Source organism: Microbacterium proteolyticum (genome assembly GCF_030818075.1).
GTDB lineage: Bacteria > Actinomycetota > Actinomycetes > Actinomycetales > Microbacteriaceae > Microbacterium > Microbacterium proteolyticum_A.
This window is the reverse complement of the sequence record NZ_JAUSZZ010000001.1, coordinates 3,228,319-3,246,856: the sequence shown is the minus strand read 5'-3', so window position 1 is coordinate 3,246,856 and position 18,538 is coordinate 3,228,319. Positions and strand designations below refer to the sequence as shown.

Below are 18,538 nucleotides of genomic sequence, written 5' to 3'. Positions count from 1 at the left end.
GTGGTGACCGCGCTCATCACCGGCGCGAGCAGCGGACTCGGCGCCGAATTCGCGCGGCAACTCGCCGCTCGCGGAGCCGACCTGGTGATGGTGGCCCGCGACGGAGCCGCGCTCGATGCGCTCGCCGACGAACTGGCCGCTCGTGAGGCGGTGCGTACGGAGGTGCTGGTCGCCGATCTGCTCGACGCCGACGGGCTCGCCCGGGTGGAGGCACGGCTCGGCGAGGGCGTCGACGTGCTCGTCAACAACGCGGGGTTCGGTCTCGATCTGGGTTTCGAGAGGAACGCGATCGACGACGAGGTACGTCACCTGCGGCTGCACGTCGAGGCGGCCATGCGGTTGACCCACGCCGCCCTCGGTCCGATGCTCGCGCGCGGGCGCGGGCGCATCGTGAACGTGGCGTCGGTCGCCGGGTTCGTGCCCCGTGGCACTTACGGTGCGGCGAAGGGCTGGCTGATCTCCTTCAGCCGCTGGGCGAACGTGGTCTACCGTCCGCGCGGCGTCACCGTCACGGCCGTGTGCCCGGGTTTCGTGCACACGAACTTCCACGAGCGGCTCGGTCTCCCACCCGGACAGGAGGGGGTGACGCCCGGGCTGTGGCTCGACGCGTCGGCGGTCGTGCGTGCGGGCCTGCGGGCGGCCGCTCGCGGACGAAGCGTCAGCGTGCCGTCGGTGCGCTACACCCTACTCGTCGCGGTCTCCCGCCTCCTCCCGGATGCCGTGGTCGTGCGAGCGGCCGCCCGGGGCCGCTGAGTCACGCTCCGGGCGAACGGCCGTGGCCGCGGGAGCGGGGCTCCGGGGAGTACCGCTCCCGGAGCGAGATCCGAGCCGTAGAGCGGGAGCCCGCGCTCTACCGGAACCGCCCCATCCGGATGCCCGCGAATGCCAGCGCCGCGATCGTCTCCCCGTCGCTGATGGTCCCGTCGGCGACGAGGGCGAGAGCCTCGGAGAACGGCACCCACCGCACGGCGTCGATGCCCTCCTCGTGCTGCGACGCCGTGGCATCCGCAATCGTCAGGCCCCGCGCGAGGAAGACGTGTTCGGGGGCGTCGGCGATGCCGTTGAGGGCGTTCATGCGGCCGAGCGAGTGCCATTCGGATGCTGTGACCCCGGTCTCCTCGCGCAATTCGCGCTGTGCGGCGGCGAGCGGGTCCTCCCCGTCGGTCCCGCCCGCCGGGACCTCGAGCGAGCGCCCGGTGGTGTAGCGCTCCAGGTCGACGAAGCACACGCGGTCGTGATCGTCCAGCGCGACGACGAAGACCGCGGGGTGCTGCATCCGCACGACGCCGTAGATCCCGTCGCCGTGCGGACCGGTGACGTCGTCTTCGCGCACGTGGATCCAGCGGTTCTCGTAGACGGTGCGCGTCGCGCGGGTGGTCCAGGTCATGCCGCCACCCTAGGGGCGCCGAGGTCGCCGAATGTTCACCCACAGGGCGGGCCTGCCGGGGGAGGGACGGCGCCGAACCGATAGCCTGGAGGCATGACGCACTCCGCCAATCCCTTCGGTCAGGTGCTCGTCGCGCTCATCACTCCGATGACCGCCGACGGCGAAGTCGATTGGGCGGCCACCGAGAAGCACATCGACGACGTCATCACCGCCGGTGCGGACGGAATCGTCGTCACCGGGACGACGGGGGAGACCTCCACGCTCACCGACCCCGAGAAGCTGCGCCTGGTCGAGGTCGGCAAGAGCGTCTCTGCCGGACGCGCCAAGATCATCACGGGCGGCGGGTCGAACGAGACCGCCCATGCCATCGAGCTGTACAAGGCCAGCGAGAAGGCCGGCGCCGACGGCATCATGATCGTCACGCCGTACTACAACAAGCCCACGCAGGCCGGCATCCTGACGCACTTCCGGCTCGTCGCCGACGCGACCGACCTGCCGGTGATCCTCTACGACATCCCCGGCCGCACCGGCGTGCCGATCAAGTACGAGACGATCCTGCGCCTGGCCAAGCACCCCAACATCCTCGCGATCAAAGACGCCAAGGGCGACTTCAGCGAGGTCAGCCGCGTGCTCAACCAGACCGACCTGATGTACTTCTCGGGCGACGATGCGAATGTGCTCCCGCACCTGTCGATCGGCGCCTCGGGCCTCATCGGAGTGACGGCGAACATCGCCGCAGCTCCCTACCGCACGATCGTGGATGCCGTGAACGCCGGCGATCTCGCTTCGGCCACCGCCGCCCACAAGAGCCTCGAGCCGCTCGTGCGCGCCGTCATGACGCATGTGCCGGGTACGGTCGCGGCGAAGTACATCCTGCACGGCCTGGGGCGCATCGGCAGCCCGCGCGTGCGCCTGCCCCTGGTCGGCCCCGAAGAGTGGGAGGCCGCCGTGATCGAAGACGAGCTCGCGCTCGTCAAGAACGTGGCCGGCGCCGACTTCTCCAACTTCCGCCCCGACCGCAACGCGGCCGCCGGCGGTGCCCTGCCGAAGGTGCACGGCACCACGCGATAGACATCGGCGTCCGCCGATCCGCGGCCAAGGACGCCACACGAAGGGATGCCACGAGGTGGCATCCGAGGAGGCACATATGCCCACGACCGTTTACGATCCCCCCGCGCTCGCCCCCGGAACCCTGCGCGTCATCCCGCTCGGCGGCCTCGGCGAGGTCGGCCGCAACATGACGGTGTTCGAGTACGAGGGCAAGCTGCTCGTCGTGGACTGCGGCGTGCTGTTCCCCGAGGAGCACCAGCCGGGCGTCGACCTGATCCTGCCCGACTTCGAGCCGATCCGTCACCGTCTCGACGACATCGTCGGCGTCGTGCTCACCCACGGCCACGAAGACCACATCGGCGCGGTGCCGTACCTGCTCAAGCTCAAGAACGACATCCCCCTCATCGGGTCGGGGCTCACGCTCGCCCTCATCGAGGCGAAGCTCAAAGAGCACCGCATCCGTCCGTACACGCTCACCGTCAAGGAAGACCAGCGCGAGCAGGTCGGCCCGTTCGACCTCGAGTTCGTCGCGGTCAACCACTCCATCCCCGACGCCCTCGCCGTGGCGATCCGCACGCCCGCGGGTCTCGTCCTCGCCACCGGCGACTTCAAGATGGACCAGCTGCCCCTCGACGGCCGCATCACCGACCTGCGCGCGTTCGCCCGGCTCGGCGAAGAGGGCGTCGACCTGTTCCTGGTCGACTCGACCAACGCCGACGTCCCCGGCTTCACGGCCACCGAACGGGCGATCGGCCCCGTGCTGGACCAGGTCATCGCGCGGGCTCCGCGGCGGGTGGTCGTCGCGAGCTTCTCGAGCCACGTCCACCGCGTTCAGCAGGTGCTCGACGCCGCGCACGCCAACGGGCGCCGCGTGGCGCTGCTGGGACGCAGCATGGTGCGCAACATGGGGATCGCGGCCGACCTGGGGTACCTCAACGTGCCCGAGGGTGTGCTCATCGACTACAAGAAGGCCCGCGATCTGCCCGACGACCGGATCGTCTACATGTCGACCGGGTCGCAGGGCGAGCCCATGGCGGTGCTCAGCCGCATGGCCAACCTCGACCACGCGATCGAACCGGGCGAGGGTGACACGATCATCCTGGCATCCAGTCAGATCCCCGGTAATGAGAACGCGATCTACCGCGTGATCGACGGGCTGACCAAGCTCGGCGCGACCGTCGTGCACAAGGGCAACGCGAAGGTGCACGTCTCGGGTCACGCCGCCGCCGGGGAGCTGCTCTACTGCTACAACATCCTCAAGCCCAAGAACGTCCTCCCCGTGCACGGCGAGTACCGCCATCTCATGGCCAACGCCAAGCTCGCGCGCGAGACCGGGATCCCCGAGAAGAACACGATCCTCGGCGAGAACGGCACCCGTCGTCGACCTGCGCGACGGCGTCGCCGAGGTCGTCGGCCAGATCGACATCGGCTTCGTCTACGTCGACGGCTCCTCGGTGGGCGAGATCACGGATGCCGACCTCAAGGACCGCCGGATCCTCGGCGAGGAGGGCTTCATCTCGGTGATCGTCGTGGTCGACTCGGCGACGGGCAAGATCGTGTCGGGCCCCGACATCCATGCCCGCGGTGTCGCGGAAGACGACAAGGTCTTCGACAGCGTCAAGCCGAAGATCGCGGCAGCGCTCACCGAGGCCGCCAAGTCGGGCGTGCGCGACAATCACGCCCTCTCGCAGGTCGTGCGCCGCACGATCGGCCGCTGGGTGAACCAGTCGCTGCGTCGCCGGCCCATGATCGTGCCGCTGGTCATCGAGGCCTGAGAACTTCCGAAGCGCCGCGGGTCCGCCCGCGGCGCTTCGCGGTTCGCGGGCCATCTCACGCGGCGGAACGTGGCGACCGCGGTCGCCGGGTGGCGCCGTTCTCGGGCGAGCGGTGCTGTCGATATCATGCGGGCATGCCCGCTCTCCCGATCCGCGCGGCGCTCCGGTCCGACGGCGTCTTCCTCGCCGATATGGCCGTCGAGGCCGCTAACTGGCGCGCCGGCGGGGCACGACCGCGGCACGAGATCATCAGCAGTCCCGACTACCGCCGGTACATCGCCGGGTGGCTCCGCCCGGGCGACGCCGGCTTCATCGCCGAGTCGCCCGGCGGAGAGCCGGTGGGAGCGGCCTGGTACCGCATGTTCCCGCGCGACGAACCGGGGTTCGGGTGGGTGGGCACCGGGGTGCCCGAGCTCATCATCGGCGTGCGGCCGGTGTGGCGTGCGCACGGGACCGGGCGGGCGCTGCTGAGGCGACTGGTCGATCACGCGCGCGGCCAGGGTTACGCGCGCATCAGCCTCAGCGTCGAGCGCGACAACTACGCGGTCTCGCTGTACCGCACGGAGGGGTTCGCGGTGGTGCGCCGGGGGATCGGGCGCGACGTCATGGTCAAGCGTCTGAGCTGAAGCCCGCGTCGGTGCGGGCGAATGTCGGAGGTCCCGCCTACCGTGGAGGAATGGCTCGCACCTCGTCCCCGTCCGGCGGCCGCGCCCCCGCGAAGGGGTCGTCGCGGTCCAAGGCCCCCGCTCCCGCGCCCAAGCGCTACGTCGACGAGCCCGAGAAGCCCGCGCTGGCCGTTCGCGCGTGGATGGCTGTGGCCCACGGCGTAGGCGGAATGTTCCGCGCGTTCGGACCCGAGAGCCTCGAGCGCGACCAGCGCCGCGACGGGTTCCCGTTCTTCCTCGTCGTGCTCGCCGTCATCGGTGCGGTCGTCGAGTGGTTCTTCATCGGGACGGATGCCGCGGCGCTCATCAGCGCGTACAGCTTCGGCGCCCTCTTCGGGCGCGTCGCGTTCGTGCTTCCCGTCCTGCTGCTCCTGCTCGCCGGATGGCTGTTCCGTCACCCCGCCTCGGTCCACGACAACGGTCGAGTGGGCATCGGCTTCGGCCTTCTGGTCGTCGCCCTCGCCGGATTCCTCCACGTCGCGGGTGACCGACCGGTGCCCAACCAGGGCGGCCTCCCGGCGTTGAGCCCCGCGGGCGGGATCTCCGGGTGGATCGTCGGCGAGCCGCTCGCCCTCCTGCTGAGCGATGTCGGTGCGTACATCGCGTTGTCGCTGCTCGCCGTGCTGAGCATCCTCATCCTCACCAAGACGCCGCCGAACCGCATCGGTCGCCGTCTGGGCGACCTGTACGCCTGGATGTTCGGCGTCGAACGCACCGAGCGTCCCGATCCGTCGACGAAGGCGCTACCCGTCGACGACGACGACGAGCCGGCCGAGAAGTCCCTCCCCTGGTGGCGTCGCAACAAGTCAGGGCGCGAAGAGGATGCCGATGGATCCCTCGGGTCCGACGACCTCACCGCGTTGCTGTCTCCGGGAACGCCGCAGGGCGGCTTCGAGTCGCCCGTCGTCGCGCCCGAACCCGTCGCGCCGCCCGCGCCGACGCCTCCGCGCCCGCCGGCGCCGGACGCGTTGACCGAGGTCATCGACCCGCGCGTGCTGCAGCAGGCGGTGTCGGGCCGCGGGCTGCACGACGATTCGCCCGTCGTCGACGACGGCGGCGACGACGATCTGCCCGGGATCTCGGGGCTGGGCGGTGACAACGCCGGAGCGCCGCCGGCCGCCAATTACCGGCTCCCCTCCGTCGCGGCGCTCGCGAGCGGCACCCCGCCGAAGGCGCGTTCGGCGGCCAACGACGCCGTCGTGGCCGCCATCGAGAGCGTCATGGAGCAGTTCAAGGTCGACGCCCGGGTCACCGGGTTCTCCCGCGGACCGACGGTGACGCAATACGAGATCGAGGTCGGACACGGCGTCAAGGTCGAGCGCATCACCGCGTTGACCAACAACATCGCGTACGCCGTGGCCTCCAACGAGGTGCGCATCCTCGCGCCGATTCCGGGCAAGAGCGCGATCGGTGTCGAGATCCCGAACGCCGACCGCGAGATCGTGACGCTGGGAGACATCCTCCGGTCGGATGCGGCGACCACCTCCACCCACCCCATGACCATCGGCGTCGGCAAGGACGTCGGTGGCGGGTTCGTCGTGGCCAACCTCGCCAAGATGCCCCACCTGCTGGTGGCCGGCTCCACCGGCTCGGGCAAGTCGAGCTTCGTGAACTCGATGATCACGAGCCTGCTGATGCGGGCGAAGCCGTCGGACGTGCGAATGGTGCTCATCGACCCCAAGCGCGTCGAACTGACCTCCTACGCGGGCGTTCCGCACCTCATCACGCCCATCATCACGAACCCCAAGAAGGCCGCCGAGGCGCTGCAGTGGGTCGTGAAGGAGATGGACATGCGGTACGACGACCTGGCGTCGTTCGGCTTCCGCCACATCGACGACTTCAACCGTGCCGTGGTCGCCGGGGAGCTGCAGCTCCCGGCGGGGAGCGAGCGGGTCCTCAAGCCGTACCCGTACCTGCTGGTCGTCGTCGACGAGCTCGCCGACCTCATGATGGTCGCGCCGCGCGACGTCGAGGACTCGATCGTGCGCATCACGCAGCTGGCCCGCGCCAGCGGCATCCACCTCGTCCTGGCCACGCAGCGGCCCTCCGTCGACGTGGTGACCGGCCTCATCAAGGCCAACGTCCCCTCTCGTCTCGCGTTCGCGGTCACCAGTGTCACCGATTCCCGCGTCATCCTCGACCAGCCGGGTGCCGACCGTCTGATCGGTCAGGGCGACGGGTTGTTCCTGCCGATGGGAGCATCGAAGGCGCTCCGTGTGCAGGGCGCGTGGGTGAGCGAGCAGGAGATCGAGAAAGTCGTCGCGCACGTCACGCAGCAGGCACGCCCCGAGTACCGCGCCGACGTCCAGGCGGCGGCGGAGAAGAAGGAGATCGACGCCGACATCGGAGACGACCTCGAGCTGCTCCTCGCCGCCGCCGAGCTGGTGGTGTCGACGCAGTTCGGTTCGACGTCGATGCTGCAGCGAAAGCTCCGTGTCGGCTTCGCCAAGGCCGGGCGCCTCATGGACCTGCTGGAATCGCGCGAGATCGTCGGCCCTTCCGAGGGCTCGAAGGCACGCGACGTGCTCGTCACGAACGAGCAACTGCCGGCGGTGATGGCGCGCCTGCGCGGCGACGAGGCACCGGCCGCCGCCGCGCCGGCGGGCGATGACGACCGCTACGCCCAAGACCCCATCGAGGCGCAGTTCGACGGTCTGCCGGTCGTGAACGCCGACGACGACGAGGGATCGGAAGACGCCTGGCAGCTGACGGGACGCGACTGATGAGCGTGCACCCCCAGCTGCCCAACGCCATCACGATCGTGCGCATCCTGTGCGCACCGCTCTTCCTGTGGCTGCTCCTGGCCGACGGGGGAGCGGGCGGAGGGCTGCGGTGGGCGGCCGCGGTGCTGTTCATCGTGGCGATCGCCACGGACGGTGTCGACGGTTACCTCGCGCGTCGCTACAACATCGTCAGCGACCTCGGGAAGCTCCTCGATCCGATCGCCGACAAGGCTCTCACCGGCATCGCCTTCGTCGGGCTCTCGATCCTCGCCGAGCTGCCCTGGTGGGTCACGATCGTCGTCCTCGTGCGCGAGATCGGTATCACCGTCTATCGTTTCGTGGTCGTCAGCGACCATGTGCTTGCGGCCGCCTGGATGGGCAAGCTCAAGACCGTCTTCCAGGCGGTGGCGTTGTCCATCGCCCTCCTCCCGCTCGCGAGCCTCTCGGATGCCGGAGCCTGGCAGGCGACGGTGTGGTGGGCGAGCGTCGTCACGATGACGATCGCGGTGGTCCTGACCATCGCCTCGGGTATCGACTACATCGTCACGGAGGCGCGCGCCGCGCGGAAAGCACGCGGCGATCGATGATCGACAGCGTTCCCGACGACTTCGACGAGACCGTCGTCCGCACGCCTCGAGAGAGCGCGGGCCTTCTACTGGATCGCCTCGCCGAGCTGGGCTGGACCGTCGCCGTCGCCGAGTCGCTGACGGGCGGGCTCGTCGTCTCCTCCCTCGTCGACGTGCCGGGAGCCTCGCGCGTCGTGCGCGGGGGAGTGGTGGCGTACGCGACGGACGTGAAGCACGGTGTGCTCGGCGTGGACCACGCCCTGCTCGAAGCGCACGGCGCCGTCCACCCCCGCGTCGCACGGCAGATGGCCCGCGGCGTCCGCGATGTCCTCGGCCGCGATGGTGTCGCCGCCGACGTCGGGATCGCCACGACCGGCGTCGCCGGACCCGATGAGCAAGACGGCCAACCTGTGGGAACGGTGCACATCGCGGTCTCCACGCCTCTCGGCACGAGAGTGGACTCGCTCGTCATCGCCGGTGACCGGGAACGCATCCGGCGCGAGAGCGCCCACTTGGCGATCCGTCGTGCCCTGGCCGCCCTGTGACCATTGATCGGCGCGGAGCCGATCCCGAGAGCGGGAACAAATCATGGCACATCCTGGTTTCGTCCAGCGATTCCCATCCGGTGCACAGCGCGCGGCATTAGGGTGGCCACAGACGATATTTCATGGTCGCCCCGACGGGCGGCAACGGAATCAGCAGTGAGGAGGGCCCTGAAATGATCCTGGTTCGTCAAGAGATCGGCGAAGTCCTGCGTGACCTCCGCCAGCAGAAGGGGCGCACCCTCCGCCAGGTCGCCAGCCGCGCGAGCGTCGCCCTCGGCTACCTCAGCGAGGTCGAGCGCGGTCAGAAGGAGGCCTCGAGCGAGATCCTCGCGTCGGTGGCCGAGGCACTCGACGTGCCCATCTCGACCATCATGCGCCAGGTCGGCGACCGCCTGTCGGTGCTCGAGGGTCTGCAGACCTTCCCCGACGTCGTTCCCGACGAGCTGGTGGCGTCCGTCGAGCCGGAGCTCTCGCTGCGCTGAGCGCGCGCGGGCATGCGTCGTAGCGAGTTCGATCGCGCCGTCGCCGACGAGTTCGGTGCGCGTGCGGGTTCTTTGATGACCGATCTCGTCCTCTCCGCCGTCGGCGGGCGGACGAGCGTCGATGCGTTGGCTGCGGGGATCGACCCGCGAGAGGTCTGGCTGGCGTTGTGCGAAGAGACCGACGTGCCCGACAACCGGCGCTACGGCGTGGGTCGTCTGGATCCCCGCCGGTCCTGAGCCGGCAGCGACGACTCGCTTGCGGTCTGCTCAACGGACCGCCACCGCCCCCTCGATCGGTGGGGCCTTGTGCGCCCGGAGGGGCGCCGCGCGCGGCCCGCACCTCGTCGACGCGCGCCCGATGCCACCGAGGGCGACGGACGCGGCTCCCGCCTACCGTCGCGTCTGCACCGTACCGCCGCGTCTGCACCGTACCGCCGCGTCTGCACTGCCCCGTCGCGTCTGCACCATGCCGACGCGTCTGCACCGCGTCGTCGCGTCTGCACCGCATCGTCGCGTCTGTACCGCTCCGTTGCGTCTGCACCGCCCCGTCGGCTATGTCGTCTGCACGCAGTGAGGGACGATCCTCGCAGGATCACCCTCGAAATCTGCGGTCGTGCTGGCTTTCTGCGAACAGGCATGACGGATGCCGCCTCCTCGCTACCGGGGCGGTGCGCGGCCGTGATCACGTCGCGTCTCCCCCTGCCCCGCCTGCGTGCCGTTCGTCGGCGGCCCCGGGAGTGAGTGTCGATCTCGCGTGCGGCCTTCGACGGCGTTCGTACATAACTTCCCGGCGTGTCATCGAAACTACGTTCGATCCAGGCGTAGGCTCCTACACAGCAGGGAAAGTGACGCGTTCGTCCCCATTCGAGGGGCTTCCCGACACCAATGTCGGAGGCCCTCCCTAACGTGGAAGACGTCGAACGACACCTGAACGCCTTGTCGGGCCGGCCCACCGTCGGTGGGGAGCGCGACAGCCTATAGGCGACCGGAACGCGATCAGAAAGAAGATGTCATGCCCTCACCCGCAGAACGCGAGAAGGCCCTTGAGTCGGCCCTCGCCCAGATCGACCGTCAGTTCGGAAAGGGCTCGGTCATGCGACTGGGCAGCGACGATCGTGCGCCCATCGAGACCATTCCCACGGGCTCCGTCGCCCTCGACGTCGCCCTGGGCATCGGCGGTCTGCCGCGCGGCCGCATCATCGAGATCTACGGTCCGGAGTCGTCGGGAAAGACGACCCTCACGCTCCACGCCATCGCCAACGCCCAGCGGGCCGGCGGAATCGCCGCGTTCATCGACGCCGAGCACGCGCTCGACCCCGAGTACGCCAAGAAGCTCGGCGTCGACATCGACGCCCTCCTCGTCTCGCAGCCCGACACCGGTGAGCAGGCCCTCGAGATCGCCGACATGCTGATCCGCTCCGGCGCGATCGACCTCGTCGTCATCGACTCGGTCGCAGCGCTCGTCCCCGAGGCCGAGATCAAGGGGGAGATGGGCGATTCGCACGTCGGCCTCCAGGCGCGACTGATGTCGCAGGCCCTGCGCAAGCTCACGGGTGGCCTGAACACCACCAAGACCACGGCGATCTTCATCAACCAGCTGCGCGAGAAGATCGGTGTGTTCTTCGGTTCGCCCGAGACCACGGCCGGTGGAAAGGCGCTGAAGTTCTACGCCTCGGTCCGCCTGGACATCCGTCGCATCGAGACGCTGAAAGACGGGACCGAGGCCGTGGGAAACCGCACCCGCGTCAAGGTCGTGAAGAACAAGATGGCCCCGCCCTTCAAGCAGGCCGAGTTCGACATCCTCTACGGGGTGGGCATCTCGCGCGAGGGGAGCCTCATCGACTTCGGCGTGGAGCACGCGATCGTGAAGAAGTCGGGTGCCTGGTACACCTACGAGGGCGAGCAGCTCGGGCAGGGCAAGGAGAACGCCCGCAACTTCCTGATCAAGAACCCCGACATCGCGGCCGAGATCGAGTCGAAGATCAAGACCAAGCTCGGCATCGGCGGGGCGCCGGCCGTGGTTTCCGCCGACGACGAGCTGGCCGCGCGTCGCCCGGCCTGATGACCGACGACGACAACGATTCGGGCCGTCGCCCGGTCACTGCATCCGGAGGCCGGGGCGGAGTCGGCCGCTCATCGTCGGGTGCCGCCGACGGGGAGCGGGTGATCCGCGGGCTTCCGCGTGCGGGGGCGGGCGATGCGCTCGCCCCCGTCATCCCGCTCTTCGGTGCGCGCGACCGATCCGTCGCCGCACACCCTTCGGTCGGGCGCGACCGTACGACCCCGTCGGTCGGGCGCAACCGTGCGACCCCCGTCAGTGGCGCCGCCGCCGGCGACACGGTCGATGTGGAGGGTCGGCCCCCGGGTCGACCTCCTCGGCTGCGTCCCCTGCGCGAAGTGGGGTCCTCGATTCACGACGACGACCGCTTCGCGGTCCGCGGCCACCATGAGGGGAATCACGGGGCGGCTCCCGGAGATGAAGCGACCTGGGCGGAGGCGCGGGAGCAGGCCGAGGCCGTGTTGCTGCGTAAGCTCCGGTCGCGATCGTTGTCGCTGTCGGAAGCGCGCGGGGTGCTGCGCGGAATCGAGGGCGTCGACGACGTCATCGTCGAAGAGATCATCGACCGGTTCGTCGACCTCGGCTACCTCGACGACGCGACCGTCGCGGAGCAGTTGGCGATGTCGGCGGTCGAGAAGAAGGGCGAGGGGCGTCGCGCCGTCGCGGAGACGCTGCGCAAGCGGGGCATCCCCCGTGACATCGCGGACGCCGCCCTCGCCGCGCTGCCCGACGACGACGCCGATCGGGCGCTGGACTTCGCTCGCTCGAAGGTTCGCGGTGTCGTGGGAGCGGACTTCGACACGGCTCTGCGTCGCCTCGCCGGACAACTCGGACGCCGCGGCTACCCCTCGTCGGTCGCCCTGACGGCCGCGCGCACGGCGCTGGATGAGGCCGGCATCGGGCGCGCGCGCTCGTTCGCCCGCCCCGCCTCGGGGGTGCGATTCACCCCCGACGAGTAGGGCTCTCGAGGAGGGCTCTCGAGACGGGCTCATCCCGCGCGGGCTCCGAAGCGCGCCGTTTAGACTGGCAGGCATCATGACCACCCCCGTTTCCACCCCGACGCTGATCGCGCCGTCCCCCGCCGCGCACGGCGACCGGGGACCGCGTACCTACGAAGTGCGCACCTTCGGCTGCCAGATGAACGTCCACGACTCCGAGCGCCTCTCCGGCTCGCTCGAGAGCGCGGGGTACGTGCGCGCCGACGCCGGCACCGAGGCCGACGTCGTGGTCATCAACACCTGCGCTGTCCGCGACAATGCGGCCGGCAAGCTGTATGGCACGCTCGGTCATCTCAAGTCCCGGAAAGACGCCCACGCGGGTATGCAGATCGCCGTCGGCGGGTGCCTCGCCCAGATGGACAAGGATGCCGTGCAGCAGAAGGCGCCGTGGGTCGATGTCGTGTTCGGCACGCACAACATGGGTTCGCTGCCAGGAATGCTCGAGCGTGCCCGCCACAACGGCGAAGCCGAACTCGAGATCCTCGAGTCGCTGGAGATCTTCCCCTCCACCCTTCCCACGAAGCGCGACTCGGTCCACAGCGGCTGGGTGTCCATCTCGGTCGGGTGCAACAACACCTGCACGTTCTGCATCGTCCCGAGCCTTCGCGGCAAGGAGAAGGACCGGCGTCCCGGCGACATCCTGAACGAGATCCGCCTGCTCGTCGAGGACGGTGCAATCGAGGTCACCCTGCTCGGCCAGAACGTCAACTCCTACGGCGTGGAGTTCGGCGACCGCCTCGCCTTCGGCAAGCTTCTGCGCGCCGCGGGCGAGATCGAGGGTCTCGAACGCATCCGCTTCACCAGCCCCCACCCGGCGGCTTTCACCGACGACGTCATCGCGGCCATGGCCGAGACCCCGGCGGTCATGCCCCAGCTGCACATGCCCCTGCAGTCCGGGTCCGACCGCATCCTCAAGGCCATGCGGCGTTCGTACCGCAGCGAGAAGTTCCTCGGCATCCTGGACCGCGTGCGCGAGCGCATTCCGAACGCCGCCATCACGACCGACATCATCGTCGGCTTCCCCGGCGAGACCGAGGAGGACTTCCTCGAGACGATGCGCGTCGTGGAGGCGTCCCGCTTCTCGAGCGCCTTCACCTTCCAGTACTCCATCCGCGAGGGCACGCCCGCGGCCACGATGGCCGACCAGGTGCCCAAGGCGGTCGTCCAGGAGCGCTTCGAGCGTCTCGTGGCGCTGCAGGACCGCATCTCGGCCGAAGAGAACCAGAAGCAGCTCGGTCGCACGCTCGAGGTGCTCGTCTCGACCGGCGAGGGCAAGAAGGACGCCGAGACGCACCGGCTCACCGGTCGCGCCGAAGACAACCGGCTGGTGCACTTCGAGCTGCCCGAGGACTCGCCGCGCCCGCGACCGGGCGACGTCGTCTCGGTCACGGTGACGCACGCGGCCCCCTTCCATCTCCTGGCCGACGCTCCCGACGGGGCACCGCTGCGCATCCGCCGCACCCGCGCGGGTGACGCGTGGGACCGTTCGCAGGCCGAGTCCTGCGGTGTGCCCGCAGTCCCGGGCGAGGCGGGCGCGCCGCGCGCGGTCTCGCTGGGGCTTCCCCACCCTCCGCGTCGGCGTGTGACCGCGCGCCGTCTCTGGGCGGTCGTCGGCGCCACGGGGACCGGGAAGACCGGCCTCTCGCTCGATCTCGCCGAGGCCCTCGCGGCCCGGGGCACGCCCGCCGAGATCGTCAACGCGGATGCCATGCAGGTGTACCGCGGCATGGACATCGGCACGGCGAAGGTCCCCGTGGCCGAGCGGCGCGGCATCCCGCATCACCTCTTCGACGTTCTCGCGGTGACCGACGAGGCCGCGGTGGCCTGGTATCAACAGGCCGCCCGCACGGCCATCGCCGAGATCCATGCGCGGGGCGCCGACGCGGTTCTAGTCGGGGGATCGGGCCTGTACGTCTCCAGCGTCCTCTGGGACTTCCGCTTCCCTCCGCGCGACGAGGAGCTGCGCAGACGACTGGAGGAGGAGCTGGAGAGCCACGGGGCGGGCGCGCTGTATGCGCGGCTCCGCGCGACCGACCCGGCCGCGGCCGAGCGGATCGACCCCCGCAACGGCCGGCGGGTGGTCCGCGCGCTCGAGGTTCTGGCGCAAGGCGGGGACACGCACGGTGGAGCCCTCCCGGAGGCGCCGGTGCTGTGGCATCCGTCCACACGCATCCTCGCCACGCGGATCGACCGGGATGAACTGGTTCCCCTTCTCGATGCTCGCGTCGAGCACATGTGGGCGACGGGACTTCTCGACGAGGTCGCCGCTCTCCGGGAGGAAGGGCTCGAGCGGGGGGCCACGGCCGGGCGCGCCATCGGCTACGCGCAGGCCCTCGCACAGCTGCGGGGCGACGTGACGAGAGACGACGCGATCGCGGAGACCCAGGCGCTCACCCGCCGCTACGCCCGTCGGCAGGTGTCGTGGTTCCGGCGCTACGCCGACGCCCGATGGCTCGACGCGAGGACGACGGATGCCGCGACCCTCGCATCGGCAGAAGAGGACCGATCGTGAGCGTTGCCATCCGCGCATTCGAACCCGGGGAAGAGACGGACGTCGTGACGCTCTGGGAGGCGGCGGGTCTGACGCGCCCCTGGAACGACCCGTACGCCGACATCCGCCGCAAGCTGACCGTGCAGCCGGAGTTGTTCCTCGTCGCGACCGATGGCGGCGCCGTGGTGGGCAGCGTCATGGCCGGGTACGACGGACACCGCGGCTGGCTGTACTACCTCGCCACTGCGCCCTCTCACCGAGGCCGTGGCATCGCCCGCGCCCTCGTCGACGAGGCCGAGCGTCTGCTCGAGCGGATGGGCTGCCCGAAGGTGCAGCTGATGGTCCGCCCTGACAACGTCGGCGCCCGCGGCCTCTACGACGCGCTCGGATACGAGTCCTTCGACACGTGGGCCACCGGCAAGAGGCTGATCGTCGATGGCCCGGGGGGACCGCCTCCGGCCGGCTGACCACCCGGGGGAGCGCCGCCCGCTCCATAGAATGGACGCATGACGTCACTTCCGTTCACCAAGGGGCACGGCACCGGCAACGACTTCGTCGTGGTGGCCGACCCCGACGGGGAACTCGACCTCTCCGACGCGCAGGTCGCGGCGCTGTGCGATCGGCATTTCGGTATCGGAGCCGACGGCCTGCTCCGCGTCGTGCGCTCGGCCGCGATCCCCGAGGGCGCGGATGCCGCGGCATCCGGCGCGGAGTGGTTCATGGACTACCGCAACGCCGACGGATCGAAGGCCGAGATGTGCGGCAACGGCACGCGCGTCTTCGCGCGCTACCTCACCGACACCGGCCTCGCCTCGATCGACGACGGTTTGCGCATCGGCACGCGCGCCGGGGTGAAGACGCTCACGCGCAGCGATCGCGGATTCGAGGTCGATCTCGGTGTCTTCACGGTGGATGCGGACGAGACCCTCGTCCGGGCGAAGGGTCTGACAGTGGCGCGTCCGGGCGTCGGCATCGACGTGGGCAACCCCCATGTCGTGGTCGCGCTGTCCTCGGATGCCGAACTCGACGGCCTCGACCTCGTGTATCAGCCCGTGCTCGACCCGGCACCCCGCCACGGGGCGAACGTGGAGTTCGTCGTGCCTGCCGATCCGCTCGTGCGCGACGGCGTGGGCGCTATCCGGCTGCGCGTCTTCGAGCGCGGGGTCGGCGAGACGCTGAGTTGCGGGACCGGCGTCGCCGCGGCCGCGCTGGCCGTCCGACATTGGGCGGGGGCGGCGGCCCCGGATCACTGGATCGTCGACACCCCCGGCGGCACGCTGGGGGTGCGGGTCTCGGGCGGACGGGTGTTCTTGTCGGGCCCGGCGTCGCTGGTCTTCACCGGCGAGGTCGCCCTGGCGTGACGACGGAGCTTCGCGGCGGGGGCGCCGCGGTGCTCGTGAGGTGACGCGGTCGCTCGGCGAACGCTGCCGCCGGGATGCGTGATCCTCGGCGGAACGCGAGACGTCGGCATCCCGACGGAACCCGCCCCGCGGGCGCGTCAGGGGATGACGTCGATCGGCTCGCTCGGCGGCGAGCCGTGGCGACGCACCCGCAGCACGCGGAAGCCCCGGCCGGTCGCGGCGCGCTGGACGCTGTATCCGTCGTCGAACGTCGCCGCGAGCCAGCGTTGCAGGGAGTCGGAACCCAGGTTGCGCTGCACCACGAACCACCCGTCGGACCGCTCCGACAGCCGGGGGATCCAGTGCTCCAGCATCCCGTGCAGTTCGTTCTTCCCCACGCGGATCGGGGGATTGGAACGGATGGTGCGGAATGAGACGTCGTCGGGAACATCCTCCGGCCGGACCGCGTTGATATTGGTGAGGCCGAGTTCCTGTGCGTTGCGCCTCACGAGATCGAGAGCACGCTCGTTGACGTCGACCGCCCACACGGTCGCGTGCGGCGAGGCGAGCGCCAGTGACAGCGAGATCGGACCCCACCCGCACCCCAGGTCGAGGAAGTGCCCGCCGGCGGGAGGGGGAGGCGTGTTGGCGAGCAGCACGGAGGTTCCGGCATCCACGTGATCGGGGCTGAAGACGCCGCGCGCCGTGACGACCTCGAGTTCACGACCGGCGAGCGTCACGCGGATGCGACGCAGGTGCTCGGGACTCGACGGCGACGCGCTGAAATAGTGCTCGCTCCCCATCACACCAGGGTATCCGACCGACCCTCCCGACGCCGGGGCGGATAAAGTGCCAGAACATGCGGGACGTCCCGCAGACGAAAGGAACACATGACCGAACAGACCACACCCCCGAGCATCGACGCGTCGCCGGTGGACCCGGTGGACCGCGTGCTCTCGCGCGCCGAAGCGCACCGCGGGGTCCGGGTCTTCGGTGCCGCGCAAGCGCTCCAGGATGCCACCACCGCGTACGGCGGTGACGCCGACGGCGACCAGTGGGACCGTGAGGAGCGCGCAGCGCTCCGCCGCGTGGTCGGCTTGTCGACCGAGCTCGAAGACGTCACCGAGGTCGAGTATCGCCAGCTCCGCCTCGAGAACGTCGTCCTCGTCGGCGTGCACCCGCAGGGTGAGCAGACGGATGCCGAGAACTCGTTGCGCGAGCTGTCGGCCCTGGCCGAGACGGCCGGCGCCGTCGTCCTCGACGGCGTGCTGCAGCGTCGTCCGCACCCCGACCCCGCGACCTACGTCGGCCGCGGCAAGGCCGCCGAGCTGCGCGACATCGTCGCCGCCGTCGGCGCCGACACCGTCATCGCCGACACCGAGCTGGCCCCCAGCCAGCGCCGCGCGCTCGAAGACGTCGTGAAGGTGAAGGTGATCGACCGCACGACGGTGATCCTCGACATCTTCAGCCAGCACGCCAAGAGCCGCGAGGGCAAGGCGCAGGTCGAGCTCGCCCAGCTCGAGTACCTCCTCCCGCGTCTGCGCGGGTGGGGTGATTCGATGTCGCGACAGGCCGGTGGTCAGGTCGGCGCGGGCGGTGCCGGTATGGGCTCGCGTGGACCCGGTGAGACGAAGATCGAACTCGATCGCCGTCGGATCCGCACCCGCATGGCCCAGCTGCGCAAGCAGCTTCGCGACTTCGCCCCGGCCCGGGAGGCCAAGCGCGCCGAGCGCAAGCGCCACACGATCCCCTCCGTCGCGATCGCGGGCTACACCAACGCCGGCAAGTCGAGCCTGCTGAACCGCCTGACGAGCGCGGGCGTGCTCGTCGAGAACGCCTTGTTCGCGACCCTGGATGCCACGGTCCGCCGCTCCGAGACGAGCGACGGCCGGGTGTACACGCTGACCGACACGGTGGGCTTCGTGCGGAACCTCCCGCACCAGCTCGTCGAGGCGTTCCGTTCGACCCTGGAGGAGGTCGGCGACGCCGACGTCATCCTGCACGTCGTGGATGCATCGCACCCCGATCCGGCCGCGCAGCTGATGACGGTGCGCGACGTGATGGGCGATGTCGACGCGAACTTCGGCCAGGAGATCGTCGTCTTCAACAAGGCCGATCTGGTCGGCGACGACGATCGTCTCGTGCTGCGCGGGCTCGCGCCGAAGGCGATCTTCGTGTCGTCGCGCACGGGCGAGGGCATCGAGGAGCTGCGCGCGGCCATCGAGGACGCGCTGCCCCTGCCGGCGGTCGAGGTCCAGGCCGTCGTGCCCTACGACCGGGGCGACCTCGTGTCCGCGGTGCACGAGAGCGGCTTGATCCTGGCGCAGGAGCACCGGGAGACCGGCACGTTCCTGCACGCCCACGTCGGCGCGCGTCTCGCGGCCGAGTTGGAGCCGTTCGCCGCCTGACCGGCGGACCGATCGCGGGTCCCCGCGCTGCGGCGCGGGGACCCGCGCC

16 protein-coding genes and 2 pseudogenes are annotated in these 18,538 nt (G+C 70.2%); 16 read left to right on the top strand and 2 right to left on the bottom strand.

The window, feature by feature from the left end:
* Entirely contained in the window at nt 1-753 is a 753-nt protein-coding gene (locus tag QE392_RS15135) for an SDR family NAD(P)-dependent oxidoreductase (RefSeq protein ID WP_307453191.1), read from the top strand.
* Nucleotides 754-850: 97 nt separating this feature from the next.
* On the opposite strand, the gene QE392_RS15130 is transcribed toward QE392_RS15135, so the two are convergent.
* Nucleotides 851-1,387, bottom strand: coding sequence for an NUDIX domain-containing protein (locus tag QE392_RS15130; protein WP_307453189.1), 537 nt, complete (start codon nt 1,385-1,387; stop codon nt 851-853).
* Nucleotides 1,388-1,480: 93 nt separating this feature from the next.
* Here QE392_RS15130 and dapA point away from each other — a divergent pair, with 93 nt between their 5' ends.
* From dapA to dapF, 14 genes and pseudogenes are all read left to right on the top strand, one after another.
* Nucleotides 1,481-2,458, top strand: coding sequence for a 4-hydroxy-tetrahydrodipicolinate synthase (dapA, locus tag QE392_RS15125; protein WP_307453186.1), 978 nt, complete (start codon nt 1,481-1,483; stop codon nt 2,456-2,458).
* A 76-nt stretch (nt 2,459-2,534) separates the two neighbouring features.
* Nucleotides 2,535-4,212, top strand: a pseudogene (locus QE392_RS15120) (ribonuclease J).
* A gap of 134 nt (nt 4,213-4,346) precedes the next feature.
* On the top strand, nt 4,347-4,838 hold the full coding sequence (locus QE392_RS15115; protein WP_307453183.1) for a GNAT family N-acetyltransferase: 492 nt from the start codon (nt 4,347-4,349) through the stop codon (nt 4,836-4,838).
* Between the two features lie 50 nt (nt 4,839-4,888).
* A complete protein-coding gene (locus QE392_RS15110; protein WP_307453181.1) occupies nt 4,889-7,600 on the top strand; it encodes an FtsK/SpoIIIE family DNA translocase in 2,712 nt (903 codons plus the stop codon).
* Nucleotides 7,600-8,187 carry a CDP-diacylglycerol--glycerol-3-phosphate 3-phosphatidyltransferase gene (gene pgsA, locus QE392_RS15105; protein WP_307453179.1) on the top strand — a complete coding sequence of 196 codons (588 nt, stop codon included), beginning with the start codon at nt 7,600-7,602 and terminating at the stop codon, nt 8,185-8,187. Before QE392_RS15110 ends, pgsA begins: the two co-directional genes overlap by 1 nt.
* Nucleotides 8,184-8,711, top strand: a complete 528-nt coding sequence (locus QE392_RS15100) for a CinA family protein (RefSeq protein ID WP_307453176.1) — start codon at nt 8,184-8,186, stop codon at nt 8,709-8,711. The genes pgsA and QE392_RS15100 overlap by 4 nt, the downstream gene beginning before the upstream one ends.
* A gap of 173 nt (nt 8,712-8,884) precedes the next feature.
* The gene (locus tag QE392_RS15095; protein ID WP_055957830.1) at nt 8,885-9,193 is read left to right on the top strand and encodes a helix-turn-helix domain-containing protein; all 309 of its coding nucleotides are present in this window, start codon (nt 8,885-8,887) and stop codon (nt 9,191-9,193) included.
* Between the two features lie 12 nt (nt 9,194-9,205).
* Entirely contained in the window at nt 9,206-9,430 is a 225-nt protein-coding gene (locus tag QE392_RS15090; protein WP_307453173.1) for a DUF3046 domain-containing protein, read from the top strand.
* A 775-nt stretch (nt 9,431-10,205) separates the two neighbouring features.
* Nucleotides 10,206-11,255, top strand: a complete 1,050-nt coding sequence (gene recA / locus QE392_RS15085; RefSeq protein WP_307453171.1) for a recombinase RecA — start codon at nt 10,206-10,208, stop codon at nt 11,253-11,255.
* The gene (locus tag QE392_RS15080; RefSeq protein WP_307453169.1) at nt 11,255-12,211 is read left to right on the top strand and encodes a regulatory protein RecX; all 957 of its coding nucleotides are present in this window, start codon (nt 11,255-11,257) and stop codon (nt 12,209-12,211) included. The genes recA and QE392_RS15080 overlap by 1 nt, the downstream gene beginning before the upstream one ends.
* Before the next feature lie 76 nt (nt 12,212-12,287).
* A pseudogene (gene miaB, locus QE392_RS15075) lies at nt 12,288-13,814 on the top strand (tRNA (N6-isopentenyl adenosine(37)-C2)-methylthiotransferase MiaB); the annotation flags it as partial.
* An 18-nt stretch (nt 13,815-13,832) separates the two neighbouring features.
* Nucleotides 13,833-14,762, top strand: a complete 930-nt coding sequence (gene miaA / locus QE392_RS15070) for a tRNA (adenosine(37)-N6)-dimethylallyltransferase MiaA (protein WP_307453166.1) — start codon at nt 13,833-13,835, stop codon at nt 14,760-14,762.
* On the top strand, nt 14,759-15,208 hold the full coding sequence (locus tag QE392_RS15065; RefSeq protein WP_307453164.1) for a GNAT family acetyltransferase: 450 nt from the start codon (nt 14,759-14,761) through the stop codon (nt 15,206-15,208). The genes miaA and QE392_RS15065 overlap by 4 nt, the downstream gene beginning before the upstream one ends.
* A gap of 39 nt (nt 15,209-15,247) precedes the next feature.
* Complete coding sequence (dapF, locus tag QE392_RS15060; protein ID WP_307453161.1) at nt 15,248-16,102, top strand: diaminopimelate epimerase; 855 nt, start codon at nt 15,248-15,250, stop codon at nt 16,100-16,102.
* A 137-nt stretch (nt 16,103-16,239) separates the two neighbouring features.
* Here dapF and QE392_RS15055 read toward each other — a convergent pair whose 3' ends face one another.
* Complete coding sequence (locus tag QE392_RS15055; protein WP_307453159.1) at nt 16,240-16,884, bottom strand: class I SAM-dependent methyltransferase; 645 nt, start codon at nt 16,882-16,884, stop codon at nt 16,240-16,242.
* Between the two features lie 87 nt (nt 16,885-16,971).
* Here QE392_RS15055 and hflX point away from each other — a divergent pair, with 87 nt between their 5' ends.
* Nucleotides 16,972-18,489, top strand: a complete 1,518-nt coding sequence (gene hflX, locus QE392_RS15050; RefSeq protein WP_307453157.1) for a GTPase HflX — start codon at nt 16,972-16,974, stop codon at nt 18,487-18,489.
* Nucleotides 18,490-18,538 lie beyond the last annotated feature (49 nt).